Origin of the sequence: Saccharospirillum sp. MSK14-1, from assembly GCF_003054965.1 — a bacterium.
Classification (GTDB): domain Bacteria; phylum Pseudomonadota; class Gammaproteobacteria; order Pseudomonadales; family Natronospirillaceae; genus Saccharospirillum.
Genome location: NZ_MIES01000033.1, coordinates 1,363,070 through 1,383,480, shown reverse-complemented (window position 1 = coordinate 1,383,480; position 20,411 = coordinate 1,363,070). Strand labels below are relative to the sequence as shown.

The following is a 20,411-nucleotide window of genomic DNA, read 5'->3' as shown; positions in this document are numbered from 1 at the left end:
ATGTTTCTGAAGAAATTTATCTACGTAAACTGGGGCAACATTCCACTGCTGGAATTCGATTTTGGCCCAATCAACTTGCTCAGCGGTGGTAACGGTTCCGGTAAAACCACAGCGGCCGACGCCATTCAGACCGTCATGACCGCCGCGCACGATACGCTGTTTCATTTTAACCCCGGCCAGGACGAAGCTACCCAGCGCGGCCGCGGTAAACAGGTGCGTACGCTGGCGTCTTATATTCTGGGATGTGACGACGGTTCCTACGCGCGTCCCGATGGCGCTGTGGGGTATCTGGCAGCGGTGTTTCATCCCACTGAAGGTGAGCCGGGTGAACCCTTTACCGCCGTGATTGGCGCCAGTGCCTTTATCGATCGTGCCGGCGGCCAGGCCGTGGCGCGTCTGGGCGATATGGTGTATCTGGTCGCCCAAGGGGAGCAGCTGGGCAAAGTGGATTTCGTCGCCGAAGGCACCGATGGTCGTCAGGTCGTGACGCTCGATAAAATTGTGCCCTATTTGAAAGCGCGTGGTTTGTCGGTCGAGAAATACGACACCAAGAAACAGTATTTGCGTCGTTTTTATGCCGCCATTCGTGGCCGTGAAGACGCCGTCAGCGAACGCGAAGCACTGAACGCCGCGCGCGCTTTCTCGCGCTTTATGGCGTACAAGCCGGTGCGGTCAATCAACGGCTTTGTGGCGCAGGAAATTCTCGAACAGAAAGACCTGGGCGAAGCCATTCGCACGGTTTCCGATTTGATGAAAACCATCAGCGGCATGGAAGGCGAAGCCGCGCGACTGAAGCGCACCGTGGAGCGTTTGTCGCAAGGCCGTGGCCGCGCTGATGGGTACATCGATCAATGGCTCGACTACAACCTGGCCGACTATACCGCTGCCCGGGCGCGGTTTGTTAAAGACCAGCAACAATATCTGAACGCCAAAAACGAACAGCAGCGGTTGCGTCAGGAACGCGACGATGTGCAGTCCGAACTCGACGTTACCGAACAGCGCCGAGATCAAACGCACGAACAACTGGTGTCACTGGAAGCGCAGCGTCGCGGTGTCGATGCGCTGCAAGAAAAAGACAAGCTGGAGCAGGATATTGAGCAGGCCAAAACGCGTCTGGTTCAGCAAGCCGAACCCTTGCTCAAACAAGACGATGCCTTAGGTCGCAGTCTGGATGCCAGTGAAACCATTATTCAGGCACTGACCAAAACCAGCCTGGTGACTGAAATCGCCGACCTGGGTGATAAGTCGCTGAACCAGCTGGCCAAAAGTGTGTCTAAACACAATCAGCGGCCGGTTGATTTCCGCACGCTGATGAATCAGGACTGGATCGATATTGCGCCGTTGGAGCAGCATCTGGATGAAGTGCTGGCGCAGCAAAGCGCGCTGAATCAATGGCGCGAAGCCTGGTTCAGCGACGAGCGCACCGGCAGCGGTGTGAGCCTGCGCGATCAGCTGCAACGCGTCCAAGACCGCCGCGAACAACGCCTGGCCAAACTGCGTCTCGATTTGAATCGCAAACAGCAAGACATCGACAGCCTCACTGGCGAGCGATTGAACTATCCGTATCACGTTCGTATGGCGCTGGACGCCATTCGCGATGCCTGGCCACAGGCCGATCCACGCGTGCTCTGTGACCATGTCGAAATTGCCGACGATGCCTGGCAATCGGCGATTGAGGGGTATATCGGCGGCGGCCGTTTTGCCATTCTGGTGGAACCGGAATTTGAAGCTCAGGCGATTCAAACCGTGCGCGAATTGCCGAAAGAAAACCGCGCTCGTGTGATTCAGGGTTCCAAAGCCCAAGCCGATGCCGATCGCGTTAAGTTACCGGCCAATTCCATTGTCCATCTGATGCATTTTGATCACGCCATTGCCCGCGCTTATATGACGGCCAGCTATGGTTTGGTCGAGCAGTGTGGCAGCACAGATGAGTTAAAACGGACGCGTCGCGGTGTAACTCAGGCCGGTATCGGTTCGGGTTCTTACGCCATGTATCGCTGTGATCTGCCGATTTCCGATCTGGTGTTTGGTCAAGGCGCACGTGAGCGCGCTCTGGCAGCGAAGAAAGACGAACTGAATCAACTGGCGGGCCAAGCCAACGATTTTCAAGCTCAGGTAGCGGAAGTCAGTGGTTTGTATCAGGCAGTGAATCAGTTAGCGCACCTGGCGCATGGTGATTTAGTGCGCGAGATGCTCGATACACAGCGTCGTCTGGGTGCAGCGGAAAAAGCGCTCAATAATCTGGATTTGAGCGATGCCAGTGCGCTGGAAAAAGAATACGCCGAGGTCAACGAGCAACTCAAAGCGCTGGATCAGCGCATCCGCGAATTAATTGAACGCAAAGGCAGTCTGGGCGAGCGACTGGAAAGTCTGTCCAAACAATGCCAGGTACTCAGCGATCAGCAGGAAGAAACTGCGTTGCGCTCGGAGCAGAAAGAGGGCTACTTGCGCACCATCGCCGCGGATTGGCCGGTCTTCGATGTCGAAGCGCGGTTAGCTGAAGCCGATGAAACCGCCGAGACGGCCGATCCATCCGTGCAGGATAAACTGCGTCATTCGCTGGAAAGCGAATTGAACAGTCTGGCTCACAGTCTGGAAGGTGCTTTAACCGAGCATAACCAGGAATGCCAGCCGCAGGATGCCATCGCGCTGGATCTGAATTATTCCGACCTCCATTCGAGCGATTTCTTTAAAGGCATTGTTTCACTGCGTCGTCAGATTGATCAGATTTATAACCGCATCAAGAACAACATTCTGGTCGAGAAAGTCGATAATCTGGGCAGCTTGAAAGAAAGCTTTAACAATGCGTTCGTCACCAATCTCTGTCACGCGATTTACCAGTCGATTAACGATGGCAAGCGGGTGCTGGAAGATCTCAACCGCGAGCTGGAACACCATCGTTTTGGTGCCGACAGCGAACGTTACTGGTTCGATTGGGAGTGGCTGCCGGAATACAAAGAATACTGGCATTTCTTCGATGAGGTGATTAAAAACCCGACCCTGGGCGAAGGTCAGACTCTGTTCGATGCGGAGTTGAGCGACCGTTCAGCGCGCATCCGCGATCAGTTGATGGCCATGCTGCTCGATGATGATGACCAGAAAGCGTTGCGCGAACTGGAGCGAATTTCCGATTACCGCAACTACCGCAACTACGAAATTTACAAGCAGCCGGAAGGCAAACAGCCCATTGCACTGAGCCAGTACGGCACCGGTTCCGGCGGTCAGCTGGAAACGCCGGCCTATATCATTCGCTCAGCGGCGATCACCTCGGCGTTCCGCTTCAACGAAGGCGACAGCCATCTGCGCATGGTGTTGGTTGATGAAGCCTTCTCGAAAATGGACGAAACGCGCTCTAAAGAAGTGATTCGCTATTTGACCGAAGCGCTGGGCCTGCAATTATTGTTCATTATGCCGACCAGTAAATCCGGTCCGTTTATGGATATGATTTCCAACCAGTTTGTGTTCTCCAAAGTGCCGCTGGCCGGTGGCCATCGCATTGGTGAATTGCAATCGCGCGTGCTGGTTGATCGCCAGCGATGCAATCAGGATAAAATTAAGGCGTTGTGGGCCAATCATCGCAAGGTGATTCGTCAACAGGCCGAACTCGATTTTCTGGCGGATGTAGACGCTTAACTTCAGTTAAAGACAGGAGACACCCATGGCCGTTCATGAAATTAAACATCCGCTGATCCAGCACAAACTCGGTCTGATGCGTGAAGCGGGCATCAGTACCAAACACTTTCGCGAACTGGCCGGTGAGGTGGGTAACCTCCTGACCTACGAAGCGGGTCGTGAACTGGAAACCGAGCAATTCGACATCACCGGCTGGACCGGTGAACCGATGACGGTTCAGCGCATTAAGGGCAAGAAAATTACCGTAGTGCCGATTCTGCGTGCCGGTCTGGGTATGCTCGATGGCGTGATGCAGTTAATTCCTAATGCGAAAGTCAGTGTGGTTGGGTTTTACCGCAACGAAGAAACGCTCGATCCGGTGCCTTATTTCGACAAAGTCATTGAAGATGTGGATGACCGAACGGCCTTGATTGTTGATCCGATGCTGGCGACTGGCGGAACGCTGATCGCAACCATTGATTTGCTCAAGGAAAAAGGCTGCAAACGCATCATGGGTCTGTTTCTGGTCGCCGCACCGGAAGGTCTGGAAACCGTAACTCAGGCGCATCCGGATATTGATCTGTACGTGGCGGCCATCGATGAGCGACTGAACGAGCAGGGCTATATCATTCCGGGCCTGGGTGATGCCGGCGACAAGATCTTCGGAACCCGCTAAAAAAGCTGCAATTTCGCGAATACCGTCTAGAGTAATGGCATGACAGAGCAACATGCCGTCGCGCGCTGACGTTGATGGCCTTAATGGAGTTGGACATCCGTGGCATATCGGGCGGACACGATGGGTAAGAAGCGTATTCTGATGGTGGACAGCCACCCTGAAGACGTTCGCAAGCTTCGCGAGTATCTGGTCAATAACGAATACGACGTTGAACTGGAAACCGACAGCAGTCAGGCGTTAAAGCGCATCCGGGATGAGCAGCCAAATCTGGTCTTGATGGAAGTGGATTTGGACGGCGAAAGCGGCCTGACCATCTGCAAGCTGTGCCGCAAGGATTTTGACGGCGGTATTTTGTTCTACACACACCGCGACAGTGAGATGGACCAGGTGCTTGGCCTGGACATGGGCGCTGATGATTACCTGATTAAAAACACCGGTCATCGTCTGGTGCTGGCACGTTGTCAGTCACTGACTCGTCGGGCCGAACGCGGCCGCCGATTGGAAGCCCGACGTCATACCGAACGTCTGGAATTCGGCGACCTGATCATCGATAACACCATGCGTGAAGCCTGGCTGGGTCAGCAGCAGATTGATCTGACCAGTGCCGAATTTGATTTGCTCTGGCTGTTATCCAGTCATGCCGGTCAGATACTGACGCGTGAAGAAATTTTCAGCCGTTTGCGCGGTATTGAATACGATGGCCAGGATCGCTCGGTGGATGTCCGGGTGTCGCGTATTCGTCCCAAGGTCGGTGACGATCCGGTCCACCCTCGACGCATTAAAACGGTGCGTTCTAAAGGCTATTTATTCGTCGGCGACCTTTCCAAGCATTAACGCTTCAACGCTCTAACGCCATTCAGCCTTTGCGCACGGCGCGGTACACCCGAAAACCGCGTTCGTGGGCGAGCTGTTGCACCTCAAAAGCGCCTTTCTGTAACACCGCCTGATAGTCGAGAAAATCGTTAGCGACCCACCACAGACTGCCGCCGGGTTTGAGCCAGTCGTGACTGGCCGCAAAAAAACGCTCGCTCGGTTCATAGTGCGTGCGAATGCCGGTGTGAAATGGCGGGTTGGTGATCAGGTGATCGTAGCGCTGCACGGGTACTTCACTGAGACCGTCAGACCAAATGACCTCGGCACGATCAGCCATGCCGGCATCCGTCAGTGTCCGTTGGGTTGAGGTGGTGGCTAACCAGTCAATATCGACGGTGGTTAAGTGGTTTTGTTGATCGCCATTCAGCAACGCCAGACTCAACACACCCGAACCGCACCCCAGCTCTAACAATTCCCCTGACAAGGCTGGCAATTGGCCAAGCAATACGGCGGTACCGGTATCAAGCCGGTTTTGACTGAATACACCGGGCAGGGCGTGAATGGTGTGGTCATTCCAGTTGAAACTGAGCCAATCCTGACCGGCGGGTAAGGCGTTTTCCTGCCGAACCTCAAATAAGCCACAGTGGCGAGCGCTGTCGAGTTTATCGCAGCGAGCCCAGGGGCTGACACGTTTGGGCAGGCTTTTAATGCCACCGAGATTTTCTCCCACAATCCAAAGCGTTGCTCCGGCAGCCTGTTGCTGAACCTGGCGCAGCCACCATTCAAGGCGGCCTTTGGCTTTGGGGTAGAACAAGACCAGGTGATCGACCGTTGCTGGCCAGTCAGCATCCGGTGCCAACCATTGCGCTGGATTTTGACGGTGATTCGCCCGATTGGGTGTGATGCAATGGTCGCCGGTTTTGATCAGCGAATGGGATTGCGGAGGGTCAAGCCACAATACCGAGGTGGCGTCCAGAGAATCGCGGTGGCGTTCGAGTATTTGCCAGCAAGGGTGCATTGCAAGTCGCTTTCATGATCGGGGGAGCGCAGTGTACCAGCGCCAATAAAAAAAGCGGATACCGGGGAGGGTATCCGCATCAAGTGGGGTAGGACCCCAATCAGGGAGTAGTCACCATTACTGCTGCTGCTACGATCAACAGTTAATTGACTATAGAACAGCTGTTCAGATTGAGAGGCGACTGGTTGGACGATTGTCTTCTAACATCAAGATTTTTAGCGCCGTACCGACATAATAAGAATGTCACTGCCTCAACAGCGCCATTTGGCGCGGGTAACGAATGCTATGGCCGCTAAGACTGTTTTTGTCTCATTATTACTGCTGATATTACCAACGCTGAGTTCTGGCTATGGCGCAACCGGTCATGCGCGTCAGCAATTGCGTTTGATTGCTATTAGCCTTATTGAGCCACAGCTTACCTCCGCCGCTATGCAGTTCAATTTGCCGTCGTTACCAACCACTTTGGTGGATGGTGAACACGATCGGCTGATTGCACAGATGAACGTCTTGGTTGCTGAAGGATTGCTGGATCGTCAGCCGATGATCGCCACCGACCGTCAGTTAACGGTTAATGGTTTGAATACCCGGCGCGTCGGTGCACATCGTTATGATCGTCCACTGATGATCAGACAATCTCCGGTACGTTTTGGTCACGCCCACCTGGCGCAGACTGGAGAAATCTGGGTGACGTCGTCGGCCACCCAGGCCACGCAGGTCGAAGTGCACTTTCAATGGGTTGCCGATCAATTAGCGGAATGGTTATGGGCTCCAGCGTTCGATCAGGAGCCGCGATTGGCGCGTCTAAAAGCCAGTGCAAATCAGCCATTGGTGGGTGTGGCGACGCTGGTTTGGAAGGACCAGCAATGGCAATTAGCCGAGCTCAACCCTTATGCTGACTGATGGTCTACTGCAAACGACGTTGCAATTGACCAATGGCGCATTGCAGATGCGCTGGTAATCGGTTTTCGCCGTGTTCGCTTGGGTTCATCAGCGCCTGAACGACCTGAGACAAAATCTCGGTCCAGTCATCAGCAATAAAGCAGGCTTCGGGCAATTGCTGCAACGAATCGATCAATAAGCCTTTGAGTTGTGGCAGCCGCTGACGCGCTGCTTCGTTAAAGGACAATTCAACAATCATGTCTGCGACTTGCTGTCGACGTAAAAAGACCAGCGATGAAGACGCTTCTACCACTACTTCAGCCGTTACCGCCACGTTGAGTCCCTCAGTCAGGTTAGCTTGAATAGCGCGCGGTCAAGCTACCGCCGAGGTGGCTCGGCTGGCAACGGATAACTCTGGGGAGTGATTGTGGATAAGGTGTCGGTAACCTGGTGTGAGTTGGTGCTATCGGTTAGTGCGTTGAAATATAACGATTTTTACTTTGTAGTTCTTTGTAATTGATGATCATAAGCGCTCTGGCTTTCGGTTGTATGTACGTCATGGAATCGTTATCGATGGTGGTCAAAACAATTAAAACGCTTCATTTTTTGGAAGGCGTTGGTGGTCATTTGAATCGTAAAATGTCAGTCGTTTTATAAATTGAAATTGGAAATTAAGTGCTGCTCGTCGTATCCGAATCACATCACATTTTAATTATTCATCTTTAAATAACATTTTTACTCACTTTTTTATTGCGGTAATTTGCATCTTAGGTTTCAACTGACTAAATTGTTTACCGGGTTTAATCGAATAAATTCGATGATTCCAACATAAGGAGAAAAGGATGGCAGCTGCCAAGAAAAAAACTGCGGCAAAGCGCGGACCCAAACCGGGTTCCAAGCGTACGCCGAAAAAAACTGCGGCAAAGAAATCAACCGCACGTAAATCCACTGCACGTAAAGCCAAAGCGAAAGCCACGACTGCCGAACCGGTAATGACGGCGGGTGTTGTTTCTGCAACGCGGAAATTGGACAAAGCCGAAGCGAACGTTATGAAAGCTGAGGCGAAACTGGGCGCCGCCGCAGCTAAGAAAATGACGGCTCGTACCAAAGCGTCTACGGTTAAGACACCGGCGGCTAAGCGCCAGCTGGATACTGCTCTTAATCAGGAAAAAGCAGCACGCGATGCAGTGAATGCTGCGAAGCAAGCGGTTAAAGCCGCTAAGTTCGACCTGAAAGTCGCTGAAATCGAAGCGCAGGCTGAAGAGTTCAAAGCGAAGGTTGATCTGCGTGTTGCAGAGCAAGAATTGAACCTGACCACCAAGCTGGAAGAAGACCTGGCCGGTGCCTTGGCCAAGTTTGAATCTCAGTGGCGTGCGGCGCGTAAGAAGAAAGACGCGAAAAAGGTGAAAACCTTCCGTGCTAAAGAAGAAGCGAAGATCAAAGCCAACGCTCGTAAGATCAAGGCCAAGGTCAAAGCTTTGGAAAAGAAAGAAGCCACTAAGCAAAAGCCGGGACCGAAGAAAAAACGCGGACCGGGTCGTCCTCCTAAGAAGAAAGCCTGATTTCTGGGATTGTCGATACAAAGAAGCCACCGTTCAGGTGGCTTTTTTTATGCGTGTCATAGATGGCCTGTGACTTGGCTGTGATAAACTGCCGGTTTTAATATTGGCTACAGCGCCACCAAGCTGGAAGAGATTACATGCTTCGATTATTAGCCATCGATACCACGGCAGATGTCTGTTCGCTGGCACTGCTCGGACCCGATACAGACCTCAGTATTCACGAAGAATTGCCCCGCCAGCACGCCCGCCAGCTGTTGCCTCGTTTGGATGCGCTCTTTGCGGACGCAGGTTGGGCAAAACGCAGTTTGGATGCGGTTGTCTATGGTCGCGGGCCGGGGTCGTTTACCGGCATTCGTATCGCCGCCGGTGTTGCCCAGGGCATTGCGTTGGGCGCCGATTGCCCCATCCTGCCCATCAGCACGCTCGAAACGCTGGCTTTTGAAGACAGCCAGGTCGACCAGGAAACCTGGGTTGCTTTGGATGCACGCATGCAGGAATTGTATTTTGCGCGTTATCAGATCGGCGCCGATGGATTGCCCGCTTTGATCGATACCGAACAACTGATGGACCCATCGGGTTTGCCTGAACCTTTATCCGGTGTTCGGCTGGTGGGTAATGGTTGGTTGACTGACTATGGGTTTTCGGAAAACTGGCGAGCGCATCTGACAACACAGCCAATCGCATTGACGTTACCTAAAGCGTCGGTTGCAGCGCGTTTGGCTCAGCGGCGCTTGGTGGAAAACCCCGATTTGGCATTGCCGCCGGAATCCGCATTACCCATCTATCTGCGTGACAAAGTGACCTGGGATAACAAACCCAAGGTCGGTTCGTGAGCGCCATGGTTTTGCCAGCGGCATTTTTATAAGGAACTTTCTGTGCTCAGTGATCTGCAAGTTTTTATTCTGGCTCTGGTTCAAGGACTGACGGAATTTTTGCCCATTTCCAGTTCGGCGCATTTGATTTTGCCATCGCAGTTGCTGGGCTGGCCGGATCAGGGGCTGGCCTTTGACGTGGCGGTCCATCTCGGTTCGTTGCTGGCCGTGTTGGCTTATTTTCGGCGCGATGTCTGGGCCATGCTGATCGCCTGGTTCGCCAGTCTGGTTCATCAGCCGCACTCGAAGGCCGACAGTCGACTGGCCTGGTGGGTCATTCTGGGGACGATTCCCGCCGGTCTGGCGGGTCTGCTGTTGGACGATTTTATTGAACAGCATTTGCGCTCTATGCTGGTGATTGCCGTGGCGACCCTTATGTTTGGCGCCGCCTTATGGTGGGCGGATCGTCGTGGCGAATCACGTTTTGATTTAACACAGTTGAACGCGCGTTCGGTATTGATCATTGGTGTTGCGCAGGCTCTGGCATTGATTCCAGGAACGTCGCGCAGTGGGATTACCATGACGGCAGCACTGGCATTGGGTTTTCAAAAATCTCAGGCGGCCCGTTTCAGCTTTTTGCTTTCCATTCCGTTGATTGCGGCGGCGGCCCTGTTGAAAGGACTTGAGTTGGTGCAATCGGCCTTGCCAGTTTATTGGGGTGAGATACTGGCTGGGGTTTTGATATCTGGTATTAGCGCTTACCTGTGCATCGCACTGTTTTTGAAGTGGATTGAGCGTGTTGGCTTCTTGCCCTTTGTGATCTATCGCTTTGCTCTGGGTGCGGTCTTGCTGGTGATTTATTTCTGGAGTTGAGCATGGCGTCTATTCCGGTTCTTGCCGATCACTCACAAACACCGTCATTGCTCCGAGAAACGCAAAGCGTCCTGTCGGCTTGTGATGTTCAATGGTTACAAGCGCCTGCAGAGGGTTTATTTCTGAGGGTTGAAAATGGCTGCCTGGGTTTGGTTGATGGTCGCGCACTTAAACAAAAACCGGTGGTTGTTGATTTTGTAGCGGGCAAAGCTCGGCACCGGCAGTTGTACGGCGGCGGGCGTTCTCAGGCAATCGCCAAGGCCGTCGGTCTGCATCAGCGTTCGCAATTAGACGTCATCGATGCAACCGCCGGACTCGGGCAGGACGCTTTTGTGCTGGCGGGTCTGGGAGCCCAGGTGCGTCTGCTGGAGCGACATCCATGGGTGTATTTGCTGCTGAGCGATGGTTTAGCCCGAGCGCAACGTGAAGGCCTGGAGGCGGCAACACGGATGACCTTGCTGCCCTTGGCCCAAGATCTGGAATCGGTAGGTGCTACCGATGTGGTTTATCTGGATCCGATGTTTCCCGAAATAGGGCGTAAATCGGCGGTGAAAAAGCCGATGGCGCTTTTTCAGCAGTTGGTCGGTGGGGATGACGATGCTGATGCCCTGTTGCCGGTCGCGTTGGAAACGGCGCGCTTGCGGGTCGTGGTGAAGCGTCCGCGCCTGGCGCCTGTTTTGGCGGGCCAGGCGCCGACTTACGCGCTCACCGGTAAAAGCAATCGCTTTGATATTTATGCATTACGGTCGGTGTTATCCGACGCATCGTGATTGGCTTCTCCTAAGCCGGTGACCTGCATGATGTTATACAACACCTCTGCGGGCACCACCTGATCGGAAGCGCGTACAACACGCGGCAGTCGGTCATCGAATACAATGCAGCTGTCGGCATTGACGCTGATCACGCCTTGTTGTTTCAACGTCTGAATAAAGTATTTAAACAGCGCTTTGTCGAAAAATTCCGGTGCGTCCAAACCGTTTAATACAGACAGTCGTTGAGCCATTTGCTGCGACTGGTTTTCCAGTTCTTTGGTCGATGCCTTGGCGGAGCCCAGACGAATCAAAACGGCCAGCGTCAGCAGATAACGCTCTAGCGTTGGCAGCATAATGGCCGCCAGCAATTCCAGTTGCAGTCGGTTGGCCGAGCCTTTGTCCGCAGCGTACCAGCGCTCTTTATCTTGGAAAATCAGTTGCTGCTTGGCCAGGCAAGCCAGCCAGGTTGGCACACTGTCGGCCGCTTCTTCAGCGCTGATGTCCAAAAACAATTCAGTCCGGACGTAGGGGTAAATCAGCTTAACCCCTTCTTTCAGTGCCGTTTCATCAATGCCCTGACCTTGACCAAGTAAAGCGGCGATCAACGCCGGTAACGCGTAGATGTGCTGGATATTGTTGCGGTAATACGCCATCAGCACGGCGTTTTGGCTGTCGAAGCCGTAAAGATCGCCCAGCTTTTGCGGAATATGGCGCAAGGTTCCCATGGCGAGTGCGTATTCGATCCAGTCATCGGCATTGCCCTCAGGGAGGGTAATGAAGGGGCTGTAAGGGTGGTGTTGCTGCAAGGCACCGAGCAGTGTCAGTTGTTTGCGCAGCAAGGCGCCGTCAATGGCGCGATGCGAGGTGGCTAACAGCGTTAACGCGACCAGGTTGACCGGGTTCAGTGCAGCGGCCTGATTAATGCGGGTACAGACTTGGCGCGCCAGGTTATCGACGAAAGGGACCAGCCAGCCGGGTTTGTCGTCAGCGCTGTATTGATGGTTGCGCCAGTCGGGGTTGTGTTCATCCAGCAGGTGATTCAGCGCCATTGGCTGACCAAAATTGAGATAAACGTGGCCGTAGTTCTTCAGTCGGCGCACGGTTTTGACCAGATCGAACAGATTCTCTTTTTTCTTTTCCTTACCGCGTAATTCACCCAGGTAAGAGCGCGATTCAAGCACCTTTTCATAGCCGATGTAGACCGGGATGAACACAACCGGGCGGGTGTAATCGCGCAGGTGGCTGCGGACCGTCATGGCCAGCGTGCCGGTGGCTGGGTGACGCATGCGACCGGTCCGTGAACGGCCACCTTCAATAAAGTATTCGACCGGGTAGCCGCGGGTAAAAACGCTGTGGATGTATTCGTTGAAGACGGCGGTATACAGCTTGTCACCACCAAAGCGACGACGAATAAAAAAGGCGCCACCGCGACGCAAAATACTGCCCACTACCGGCATATTCAGGTTCTCGCCCGCGGCGATATGCGGCACATTCAGGCCCTGGTAATAGAGCGAGTAGCTGAGCAGCAGATAATCCATATGACTGCGATGGCAGGGCACATAGACGATGGCGTGATCTCGCGCCAGTTCACGAACCGGTTCAATGCCGCTGACTTCGACGCCGTTATAAATGCGGTTCCACAGCCACGATAAAATCAGATCAAGCACTCGAATAACGTTATACGAAACGTCCGCCGCAATATCAGTGGCGTGTTTGGCGGCTTGCTTCTGCGCTTTTTCCAGCGGGATTTTTTTGCTCGCAGCGTGTTGCTCAATGGCCTTACGCACGGCCTCGGTATGCAATAACTGACTGATTAACACTCGGCGATGTGACAGGTCTGGACCAATAACAGCGGTGCGCACTCGGCGAAAATGGATGCGCAATACCCGCGCGACTTTACGCGCCGCCAGGTTAGGTTCTGGTTCGTCTTCGGCTAACCGACGCAATGAAATGGGTTCGTTGAGCTCGAAAAAAGTGTTGCGGCCATTAAACAGAATGGTGAGTAATTTTTGGAAGCGGCCGATGACGTTCCAGTTCGAACTGAGCAAAGCCTTGAGCAGGCTGTTCGATTTACGCGGACCTCGTCCCCAATACAGAGCCACCGGTACCAGCAGGATGTCTTCGTCCGGGTGATCGCTCAAATGATCAAGCAGCTTTGCGATCATCGGTGTGATACTGGAGCGGCGACGTCGCAACACCGAACGACGTGGGTGCAGGGCGATGAACGGCCGGCGTTTTTCCAAACCTTGCAGTTCCAGCCGTTGGCTTAAATCGGGTAAGCCCAGTTGACGGCATTGGCGATCCAGGACCATGGCATCGGCCGTGGATTGTTGTTCCAGAACATAAACAACGGTGCGCGCCTGCTTTAAAGGCTCCAGGTCAATCTTGGCGGGCTTGTTGTCGAGTCGGACCCACCAGAACAGGATGGTTTGAGCAAAGCGACCGATCAGGTCGAACAGGGACCGCATGATGAAGTGTCCTATGAATTGGCCGATGAAAAGCGCGAGTGTAACGGATTGAGGGTGGTTCAGCCCAGTGCCGGACGACGCAACTTAGTCGAAGGTGTGACGGATGTGCACAAGAACACTGGGTTCAGAAAGGGCGGTGTTATTTCAGTAGTGCGGTGGCGGCTTATTATCGATGTCGTCGGGCAGCTCATCGCGCAGGCTTTGTTGATCCGACAGTACGCGTTCCAACGCACGTTCAAGACGTTCGATGCGGTCTTGCTGGGCAATGACCACACGATCGAGCGCTTCGAGGGTGTCATCGAGGTGAGTCAGGCGGGTTTCCAGGTCGATCAGGCGGTCGGTCTCGCTCATGTTCAGTGTTCCAGGGCTGGTTTTTACGGCGGTTTTTGGCATTATGACGACCGTTACAGGGAGTTTGTCTGTCATTTTAAGCTTGGTTAAGACAGGATGTCAGGCCCGCCGGCGCTGCCAGCCAAACACCATAGCGGGCCACAGCATAGCGTATCTATAGACAGAGCGTCATAAAGACAACAACATCCGAGTGGACACTATGAAGTTGAAAGCATTTTTTATTCGAGCAGGGGTTTCCCTGTTGGTGGCCGTCCCTGGCCCCGTCATCATGGCGGCTTCTTTGTCGCTGTCATCCGTACCTGAAACCTGGACCCTTGACGAACTCACCGATGCACGCGTTCATCCGGTGGAGTGGAGTGCGTATGTATTGTCAGCGCTGGTGATGCTGATTTTGACAACGCTGGCGCAATATATTGCACAGCCGATTTTGTCTGAAATCGATGTCGATACCCGCGAAGAAGGCATCGTCAAATGGTTCAATGTCAGCAAAGGTTTCGGCTTTATCACCCGTGACAGTGGCGAAGATGTCTTCGTGCATTTTCGGTCCATCCGTGGACGGGGTCACCGTTCTCTGCAGGAAGGCCAACGCGTAAAATTTGGCGTGGTTGAAAGCACGAAAGGGTTGCAAGCAGAAGACGTTACGGTAGTGCGTCAGCGCTGATTACTGAACCACGAGTACTAAAAAAGGCGAGCCTGGCTCGCCTTTTTTAGTGTCTGCTCGATGGGTGTTATGAGTGTTCGGTTTGCCATTGAATGTTCGTTTGGCTGCCATCGGGCGCAATACTGATCCAGGCATCGGGTTCGGCGCCTTCCTGCCAGCCATCGGCGGCAATGCGGACTTCACGCTGAAAATGTGCGGCGGCCGCCTGAGCGCACTCCTGATCGTCTCGCCAGGGTAGTTCAGGGCTGTTCAGCCAAAGGCTGGTAAAGCCATCGACCACTTTTTCGATCACCAGAATGGTGAAGCGTTCTCCTTCCCAGATGCCTTGAAACGGACGGGCGTTTTTGGGCATGCCAGCCACGCGTTTGGTAGCCGCCAGGTCGTCCAGTTGCTCGGCGAGCCACTGTTCGAGGTCGGTTGCGGCCAACCCTTTTAAATAGATTTCGATGTCAGGAGCGCGATGGTGATGGGTCACGGGCGAGGTTCCAGAATAAACAATAAAACACGAAAAACGCTGAGAGCCAGATAACCCCCTAACGCATAGAGTCCGCCGGCAACGATCAACAGTAAACCGAAGAGTGAAATGGCTTCCTGGGTCATGCTCGGTGCCACCAGTTTATCGGTAAATACGATGATCATCATGCCGGCACAAAAGATAAAACCGCCGGTGGTGAATTGTTTCAGCGCTTGTCTGGGCGATTCCGTCCGACGGCGCAGCCATTCCACCAAAACCGGGCGCATTGCAAGTAATCGAGACAGCATGGGCGATGACGCTGACAGCATTTAACCGTATGATAGCGCGCTCTAAACCCGCTGCACAAAGGTTGTCCATGACGTCCGCCACCCTGGCTTTGGCCAAAGAACTGATCGCTCGCTCCTCTGTTACACCCGACGATGCCGGTTGTCAGGCATTACTGGCTGAGCGCTTGGCGGCGGTAGGCTTTCGCAACGAATCGATGCGTTTTGAGGACGTCGATAATTTGTGGGCCGTTCACGGTGAAGGCGGCCCGTTGTTGGTGTTTGCCGGACATACCGATGTGGTGCCAACGGGCGACCCCAGTCAATGGCGTTTTGCGCCGTTTGAGCCAACGGAATCGGACGGTTATTTGTACGGTCGCGGCGCCGCCGACATGAAAGGCAGCTTGGCGGCGATGACCGTCGCTGCTGAGCGTTTTGCGCAGCGCCATCCGGATCACCCCGGTCGACTCGCGTTTTTGATCACTTCCGATGAAGAAGGCGATGCCTATAACGGCACGACCCGCGTTGTCGATACGCTGGTGGAGCGCGGTGAGCGCATTGATTGGGCGGTGGTTGGCGAGCCGTCGAGCACCGATAAAGTCGGCGATGTCATCAAAAACGGTCGCCGCGGTTCCATGCTTGGCTACCTGACCGTTAAAGGCATTCAGGGGCATGTGGCGTATCCGCATCTGGCCAGTAATCCAGTGCATCGTGTGGCCCCGGCCATTGCTGACCTGAGCACGGAAGTGTGGGATGAAGGCAACGACTTCTTCCCGCCGACCAGTTTCCAGATTGCCAATTTTCAATCCGGAACCGGCGCCACCAATGTGATTCCTGGCGAAGCGCATTTGGTGTTCAGCTTCCGGTTCAGCACCGAAGTGACCGCGGAGCAATTGCAGGAGCGGGTGCATGGCATTTTGGCCAAACACGAACTGGAATATGACCTGCGTTTTGAAGTGAAGGGTCAGCCATTTTTGACCGAGCGAGGGGCCTTAGTGCAAGCGGCAACACAGGCCGTGAAAGACGTCATGGGCTATGAAACACAACTATCGACCGCTGGAGGCACCTCCGATGGTCGGTTTATCGCGCCAACCGGCGCGCAGGTCGTTGAACTGGGGCCGGTCAATGCCACCATTCACAAAGTGGATGAATGCGTAGCGATTGACGATCTCGAGCCACTGACCGATCTGTACCTGGCGGTGATGGAAAACCTACTTACTTAAATTCCAGGCCTTTTAACTGAAGGTTCAGAGCGCGGCCGCTGATCTGAACTTCGTAGAGGCTGAAGCAGAGCGACGCCACCATTAAGATCAGTGACAATGCAAAGCAGCCGGTGCCCAGAAGGGCTTGGTCGAGAAACAGAAAGAACATCGCCAGCACGCAACCAATGAAGGCGAGCACACCAAGCACCTGCATGCGGCGAATGGCCTCGATGCGGATTTTCAGGTTGAGTATCTGGTCGGTTAAATCGCTGTTTGGGTCGTCCTGATTCTGTCGGATCAGGGTTCGGATTAACTGAGCAACCACCAGAAAACGGTTGGTATAAGCCAGCAACAACAGTGAAATGGCGGGGAAGAGTAAAGCGGGTGTGGTCAGATTCATCAGCTTGCTACACTCCGGCGTTCAGCAAGGGGAAGGAGAGTTGTATGTTAGCCAAATTGCTGGACTGGTTTGAAGCACCACAGCAAGCACCGGAAGAATTATCCGCGGATGAGGCCGCTACGGTCTTGATGGTGGAAATCATGCTGGCGGACCACGATCTGGACGAGCGCGAGGCAGACCTTATTGCCGAGCGCCTGGCCAAGCGCACCGGGGATGACAAAGCGACGGCAACGGCGCTGGTGCAAAAAGCCCAGGAACGTCATAGCGAAAGCCCGGACCTTTATCCTTTTACCCGCGTTATTAACGACCATTTTGATGAAGATCAGAAATACGCTCTGGTCGTCGATTTATGGCGCACGGCGTTGGCCGATAACACCATCGACAAGCTCGAAGAGCATATGATCAGGCGCATTGCCGATATGCTTTACCTCCATCATAGCCACTTCATTCAAGCCAAGCGGGAAGCTCAACAGGAAAGCTAATCGGCCGATAACTTTCTGACGCTTGTCGCATTGCTGTCTATTTTGGCGTGTTTTGTGCCGGAAATTTGGCGCTCTATACCCTAAATCCAGCCGAACGTGCGGATCAAAGTTCACAAAGGCAGTCATCGCATTGCAACCTTTGTGAACTCGGTCAATACTAGTGACAATTCGGGTTGCGCGAACAGTTGCCTGCAACCGCAGTCGGATTGGAAAGCGGCTGTCTGACCGTTTTCCCCAATCTGGGCGCAAGGATATATTCTGGTTGGAGTTATAAAGAAGTGAATCGTAGACAGTTCCTATTTCAGGCGCTTTCGGTCTCTGCCATGGCCGCAGGAACCGGTTATGCGACCTTGGATATGATTCGTCGATCTTCACCGGAATGGGCGATCAGCCAGGCTGAAAAAGCTCGCAAAGCAGCTGAAGACGCCTTGAAATCGGGTCCGGTTTCCGATGAAGGCACCTTGGCCAGCGCGCCTGCGCAGCCAGCGGCCAACCCCACCCAACCCAGTTCCCCTGTTGAAACAGCACCGGCAACGCCGGCTGGCGACATTGCCAGTCAGCCAGCGGCGCCCGTTGAGCCGGGCAGCGATGCCTGGCAGCGTACAATGGCGCGCCAGCAAGCACAGCAGGAAGCATTGACCTCTGTGCCGGCCGAGCAGCCCAGTGCTGTCGCGCAAAGCGACGCACCGGCTACCGTGACGCCTCAGCCCCAGCCCAGTCGCCAAGACCGTTTAAACCGATTGGCTCGTCAGGAAGCGGCTCAGGAATCGTTAACCTCGGTGCCCTCTCCGGTTGAACAGGCAACCGCCGAATCCACTGCCCCCGAAGCACCTGTTGAACCGACCGCACTGGCACAGACCGACTCTGTGCTTGATGAAAGCCAGGCAACCAGCGATGCACCGGTCTATGTCGAAGAGTCGCAAGACGAGGCTGAGAAAGTCCGGCAAAAGGTTGAGCACTTCGAATACGATTTTTCGGATGACGTCTTCGTTACCCAGGATGACTTCCAGACTTTGGTTTCAGCACTGGAGCGCATGAATCGCGTTCAGGCTTATGTCGGTCATGGCAATTTCAATATCGTCGCCTTTGATGACATGGTGCGTTACGCCCGCTACCAGCCGCGTATCGGTGAGTTCACACCAGCGGAATTGAATTATCTGGAACAACTGTTTTATGACGACGTCCGGGATTTGGGCTTTTTCGGTGAACGAGTGATCAGTCGCCTCGATCATCGTCTGAACGCCAACGATATTCAGAAAATCCAAGGCACTGGTCATTTCCTGTTGCGCGGTCAATCCGAGAGTTTCTATAACCAGCTGCGGGCGCAGGTTGGGGATTCGCTGATTCTCACCAGCGGCGTGCGCGGCGTGGTTAAGCAGTACCACCTGTTTATGGCCAAGGTGGTGCAAGCGGAAGGCAATATTTCCCGGGCCTCGCGCTCACTGGCACCGCCGGGACATTCCTACCACGCCATTGGCGACTTCGACGTCGGCCGCGTTGGCGGCGGGCTCGCCAACTTCACCTCCGACTTTGCTGAAACCGACGAATACAAGCGCCTGCGCGATCTGGGTTTTGTACACATTCGCTATACCCAGGACAACGAATTCGGCGTGCGCTTTGAGCCTTGGCATATTCGGGTCGTCTGAGACGACCCGTGGCAGACGCTTAACGCTTAACGGAAGATGCTGATTAGCGAAAACCTATCCGGCATCTCCCTTCTTTCATCAAGCAGGCCGTGTTAGCGACCCCGAGCGGTCTTCACCGCGTCGGCAATCAAGAACGCCAATTCCAACGCCTGATCGGCATTTAATCGAGGATCACAGTGACTGTGGTAGCGCTCGGCCAGATCGTGTTCGGTGATCTGGAACGCGCCACCGATGCATTCGGTGACGTTGCGACCGGTCATCTCGAAATGCACACCGCCGGCGTGGGTGCCTTCGGCGCGGTGAATCTGAAAGAAATCCTTCACCTCCGAGAGAATGGAATCGACCGCACGGGTTTTGTAGCCGTTGTCGGTTTTGATGGTGTTGCCGTGCATCGGATCGGAACTCCACACCACCTGTTTGCCTTCTTCTTTCACCCGCTTCAGCAGCGCCGGGAAATGGTCGGCGATCTTGTCGGCACCCATGCGCACGATCAGGTTCAGACGGCCCGGTTCGTTGTCTGGGTTCAGAATATCGATCAGTTTGATCAGTTCATCCGGATCCGTGCTTGGGCCGGTTTTTAGGCCGAGCGGGTTGTTAATGCCCCGGCAGAATTCGATGTGGGCACTGTCGAGCTGACGCGTACGATCACCAATCCACACCATATGAGCGGCGCAGTCGTACCAATCGCCGGTCAGGCTGTCCTGGCGGGTCAGTGCTTGTTCGTAAGGCAGCAGCAGCGCTTCGTGCGAGGTGTAAAACGCGGTCTCGCGAATCTGTGGGGTGTTGTCAGGGGAGATGCCACAGGCGCTCATGAACGCCAGGGTCTCGTCGATCATATCGGCGAAGTGCTGGTAGCGTTCGCCTTGTGGGCTTTTTTCGACAAAACCCAGATTCCACTGATGCACCTTGTGTAAGTCAGCAAGACCGCCCTGGGCAAAAGCGCGCAGCAAATTCAGTGTGGATGATGACTGATGATACGCCTTAAGCATGCGCTCGGGGTCGGGCGTGCGCGAGGCTTCGTCAAAATCAATGCCATTGATGATGTCGCCACGATAAGCCGGCAAGGTGATGTCACCCTGGGTTTCTTTGTCGGACGAACGCGGCTTTGCAAACTGGCCCGCCATACGACCGATTTTCACCACCGGGCTTTGGCCGCCAAAAGTCAGTACCACTGCCATTTGCAGCAGTACCATAAAGGTGTCGCGAATGTGGTTGGTGTTGAATTCTTTAAAGCTCTCGGCGCAATCGCCGCCTTGCAGCAAAAACGCCTCGCCCCGGGCAACTTTGGCCAATTGAGCTTTCAGTTCGCGCGCTTCGCCAGCAAAAACCAGTGGCGGCTGACCAGCCAGTTCGCGTTCAACCGCTTCGAGCGCGGCCTGGTCCGGGTAAGTGGGCATCTGGCGGATGGTTTTAGTGCGCCAAGAATCGGGCGTCCAGCTAGTCATGGAACTTCCTACTGTGGGGTG

Annotated in this window: 20 protein-coding genes; 12 read left to right on the top strand and 8 right to left on the bottom strand. The window is 54.3% G+C overall.

Features of this window, described 5'->3' with window-relative positions; translation table 11 throughout:
• The 3 genes from BGP77_RS15450 to BGP77_RS15440 all read left to right on the top strand — a co-directional run bounded on the left by BGP77_RS15450 (position 1) and on the right by BGP77_RS15440 (position 5,122).
• Positions 1–3,633, top strand: coding sequence for an ATP-binding protein (locus BGP77_RS15450; RefSeq protein WP_108165603.1), 3,633 nt, complete (start codon positions 1–3; stop codon positions 3,631–3,633).
• A 25-nt stretch (positions 3,634–3,658) separates the two neighbouring features.
• Positions 3,659–4,288 (top strand): uracil phosphoribosyltransferase, encoded by a 630-nt coding sequence (gene upp / locus BGP77_RS15445; protein WP_108165602.1) that lies wholly within the window; start codon positions 3,659–3,661, stop codon positions 4,286–4,288.
• Between the two features lie 120 nt (positions 4,289–4,408).
• The gene (locus BGP77_RS15440) at positions 4,409–5,122 is read left to right on the top strand and encodes a winged helix-turn-helix domain-containing protein (protein ID WP_108165601.1); all 714 of its coding nucleotides are present in this window, start codon (positions 4,409–4,411) and stop codon (positions 5,120–5,122) included.
• A gap of 22 nt (positions 5,123–5,144) precedes the next feature.
• Here the strand turns inward: BGP77_RS15440 and BGP77_RS15435 are convergent, their stop codons facing one another.
• Complete coding sequence (locus BGP77_RS15435; protein WP_108165600.1) at positions 5,145–6,119, bottom strand: class I SAM-dependent methyltransferase; 975 nt, start codon at positions 6,117–6,119, stop codon at positions 5,145–5,147.
• A gap of 285 nt (positions 6,120–6,404) precedes the next feature.
• On the opposite strand from BGP77_RS15435, the gene BGP77_RS15430 reads away from it, so the two are divergent.
• Complete coding sequence (locus tag BGP77_RS15430; protein ID WP_108165599.1) at positions 6,405–7,019, top strand: hypothetical protein; 615 nt, start codon at positions 6,405–6,407, stop codon at positions 7,017–7,019.
• Between the two features lie 4 nt (positions 7,020–7,023).
• On the opposite strand, the gene BGP77_RS15425 is transcribed toward BGP77_RS15430, so the two are convergent.
• The gene (locus BGP77_RS15425; RefSeq protein ID WP_108165598.1) at positions 7,024–7,332 is read right to left on the bottom strand and encodes a hypothetical protein; all 309 of its coding nucleotides are present in this window, start codon (positions 7,330–7,332) and stop codon (positions 7,024–7,026) included.
• Positions 7,333–7,840: 508 nt separating this feature from the next.
• On the opposite strand from BGP77_RS15425, the gene BGP77_RS15420 reads away from it, so the two are divergent.
• The 4 genes from BGP77_RS15420 (at position 7,841) to BGP77_RS15405 (ending at position 11,015) form a co-directional block, all read left to right on the top strand.
• Positions 7,841–8,560 carry a hypothetical protein gene (locus BGP77_RS15420; protein WP_108165597.1) on the top strand — a complete coding sequence of 240 codons (720 nt, stop codon included), beginning with the start codon at positions 7,841–7,843 and terminating at the stop codon, positions 8,558–8,560.
• A gap of 137 nt (positions 8,561–8,697) precedes the next feature.
• Entirely contained in the window at positions 8,698–9,393 is a 696-nt protein-coding gene (gene tsaB, locus BGP77_RS15415) for a tRNA (adenosine(37)-N6)-threonylcarbamoyltransferase complex dimerization subunit type 1 TsaB (RefSeq protein ID WP_108165596.1), read from the top strand.
• A 42-nt stretch (positions 9,394–9,435) separates the two neighbouring features.
• The gene (locus tag BGP77_RS15410; protein ID WP_108165595.1) at positions 9,436–10,245 is read left to right on the top strand and encodes an undecaprenyl-diphosphate phosphatase; all 810 of its coding nucleotides are present in this window, start codon (positions 9,436–9,438) and stop codon (positions 10,243–10,245) included.
• Between the two features lie 2 nt (positions 10,246–10,247).
• Entirely contained in the window at positions 10,248–11,015 is a 768-nt protein-coding gene (locus tag BGP77_RS15405; RefSeq protein ID WP_108165594.1) for a class I SAM-dependent methyltransferase, read from the top strand.
• Here the strand turns inward: BGP77_RS15405 and plsB are convergent.
• Both plsB and BGP77_RS15395 read right to left on the bottom strand, forming a co-directional pair.
• Positions 10,979–13,465: a glycerol-3-phosphate 1-O-acyltransferase PlsB gene (gene plsB, locus BGP77_RS15400; protein WP_108165593.1), complete on the bottom strand. Its 2,487-nt coding sequence runs from the start codon at positions 13,463–13,465 to the stop codon at positions 10,979–10,981. The genes BGP77_RS15405 and plsB overlap by 37 nt on opposite strands.
• Before the next feature lie 144 nt (positions 13,466–13,609).
• Entirely contained in the window at positions 13,610–13,816 is a 207-nt protein-coding gene (locus BGP77_RS15395) for a SlyX family protein (protein WP_158269404.1), read from the bottom strand.
• A 199-nt stretch (positions 13,817–14,015) separates the two neighbouring features.
• Between BGP77_RS15395 and BGP77_RS18335 the strand changes: the two genes are divergently transcribed.
• Complete coding sequence (locus BGP77_RS18335; protein ID WP_108165591.1) at positions 14,016–14,477, top strand: cold-shock protein; 462 nt, start codon at positions 14,016–14,018, stop codon at positions 14,475–14,477.
• A gap of 67 nt (positions 14,478–14,544) precedes the next feature.
• Here the strand turns inward: BGP77_RS18335 and BGP77_RS15385 are convergent, their stop codons facing one another.
• Both BGP77_RS15385 and BGP77_RS15380 read right to left on the bottom strand, forming a co-directional pair.
• The gene (locus BGP77_RS15385) at positions 14,545–14,952 is read right to left on the bottom strand and encodes a hypothetical protein (protein ID WP_108165590.1); all 408 of its coding nucleotides are present in this window, start codon (positions 14,950–14,952) and stop codon (positions 14,545–14,547) included.
• Positions 14,949–15,218: a hypothetical protein gene (locus BGP77_RS15380; RefSeq protein ID WP_108165589.1), complete on the bottom strand. Its 270-nt coding sequence runs from the start codon at positions 15,216–15,218 to the stop codon at positions 14,949–14,951. Before BGP77_RS15380 ends, BGP77_RS15385 begins: the two co-directional genes overlap by 4 nt.
• A gap of 89 nt (positions 15,219–15,307) precedes the next feature.
• Here BGP77_RS15380 and dapE point away from each other — a divergent pair, with 89 nt between their 5' ends.
• Positions 15,308–16,438 (top strand): succinyl-diaminopimelate desuccinylase, encoded by a 1,131-nt coding sequence (gene dapE / locus BGP77_RS15375; protein WP_108165588.1) that lies wholly within the window; start codon positions 15,308–15,310, stop codon positions 16,436–16,438.
• Here dapE and BGP77_RS15370 read toward each other — a convergent pair.
• Complete coding sequence (locus BGP77_RS15370) at positions 16,431–16,817, bottom strand: DUF2721 domain-containing protein (protein ID WP_108165587.1); 387 nt, start codon at positions 16,815–16,817, stop codon at positions 16,431–16,433. The two genes, dapE and BGP77_RS15370, sit on opposite strands and share 8 nt — an antisense overlap.
• Positions 16,818–16,861: 44 nt before the next feature.
• Between BGP77_RS15370 and BGP77_RS15365 the strand changes: the two genes are divergently transcribed.
• Positions 16,862–17,299 carry a TerB family tellurite resistance protein gene (locus tag BGP77_RS15365; RefSeq protein ID WP_108165586.1) on the top strand — a complete coding sequence of 146 codons (438 nt, stop codon included), beginning with the start codon at positions 16,862–16,864 and terminating at the stop codon, positions 17,297–17,299.
• 323 nt (positions 17,300–17,622) lie between these two features.
• Entirely contained in the window at positions 17,623–18,945 is a 1,323-nt protein-coding gene (locus tag BGP77_RS15360; RefSeq protein WP_108165585.1) for a M15 family metallopeptidase, read from the top strand.
• A gap of 92 nt (positions 18,946–19,037) precedes the next feature.
• On the opposite strand, the gene BGP77_RS15355 is transcribed toward BGP77_RS15360, so the two are convergent.
• A complete protein-coding gene (locus tag BGP77_RS15355; RefSeq protein WP_108165584.1) occupies positions 19,038–20,390 on the bottom strand; it encodes a class II 3-deoxy-7-phosphoheptulonate synthase in 1,353 nt (450 codons plus the stop codon).
• Positions 20,391–20,411: the final 21 nt, after the last annotated feature.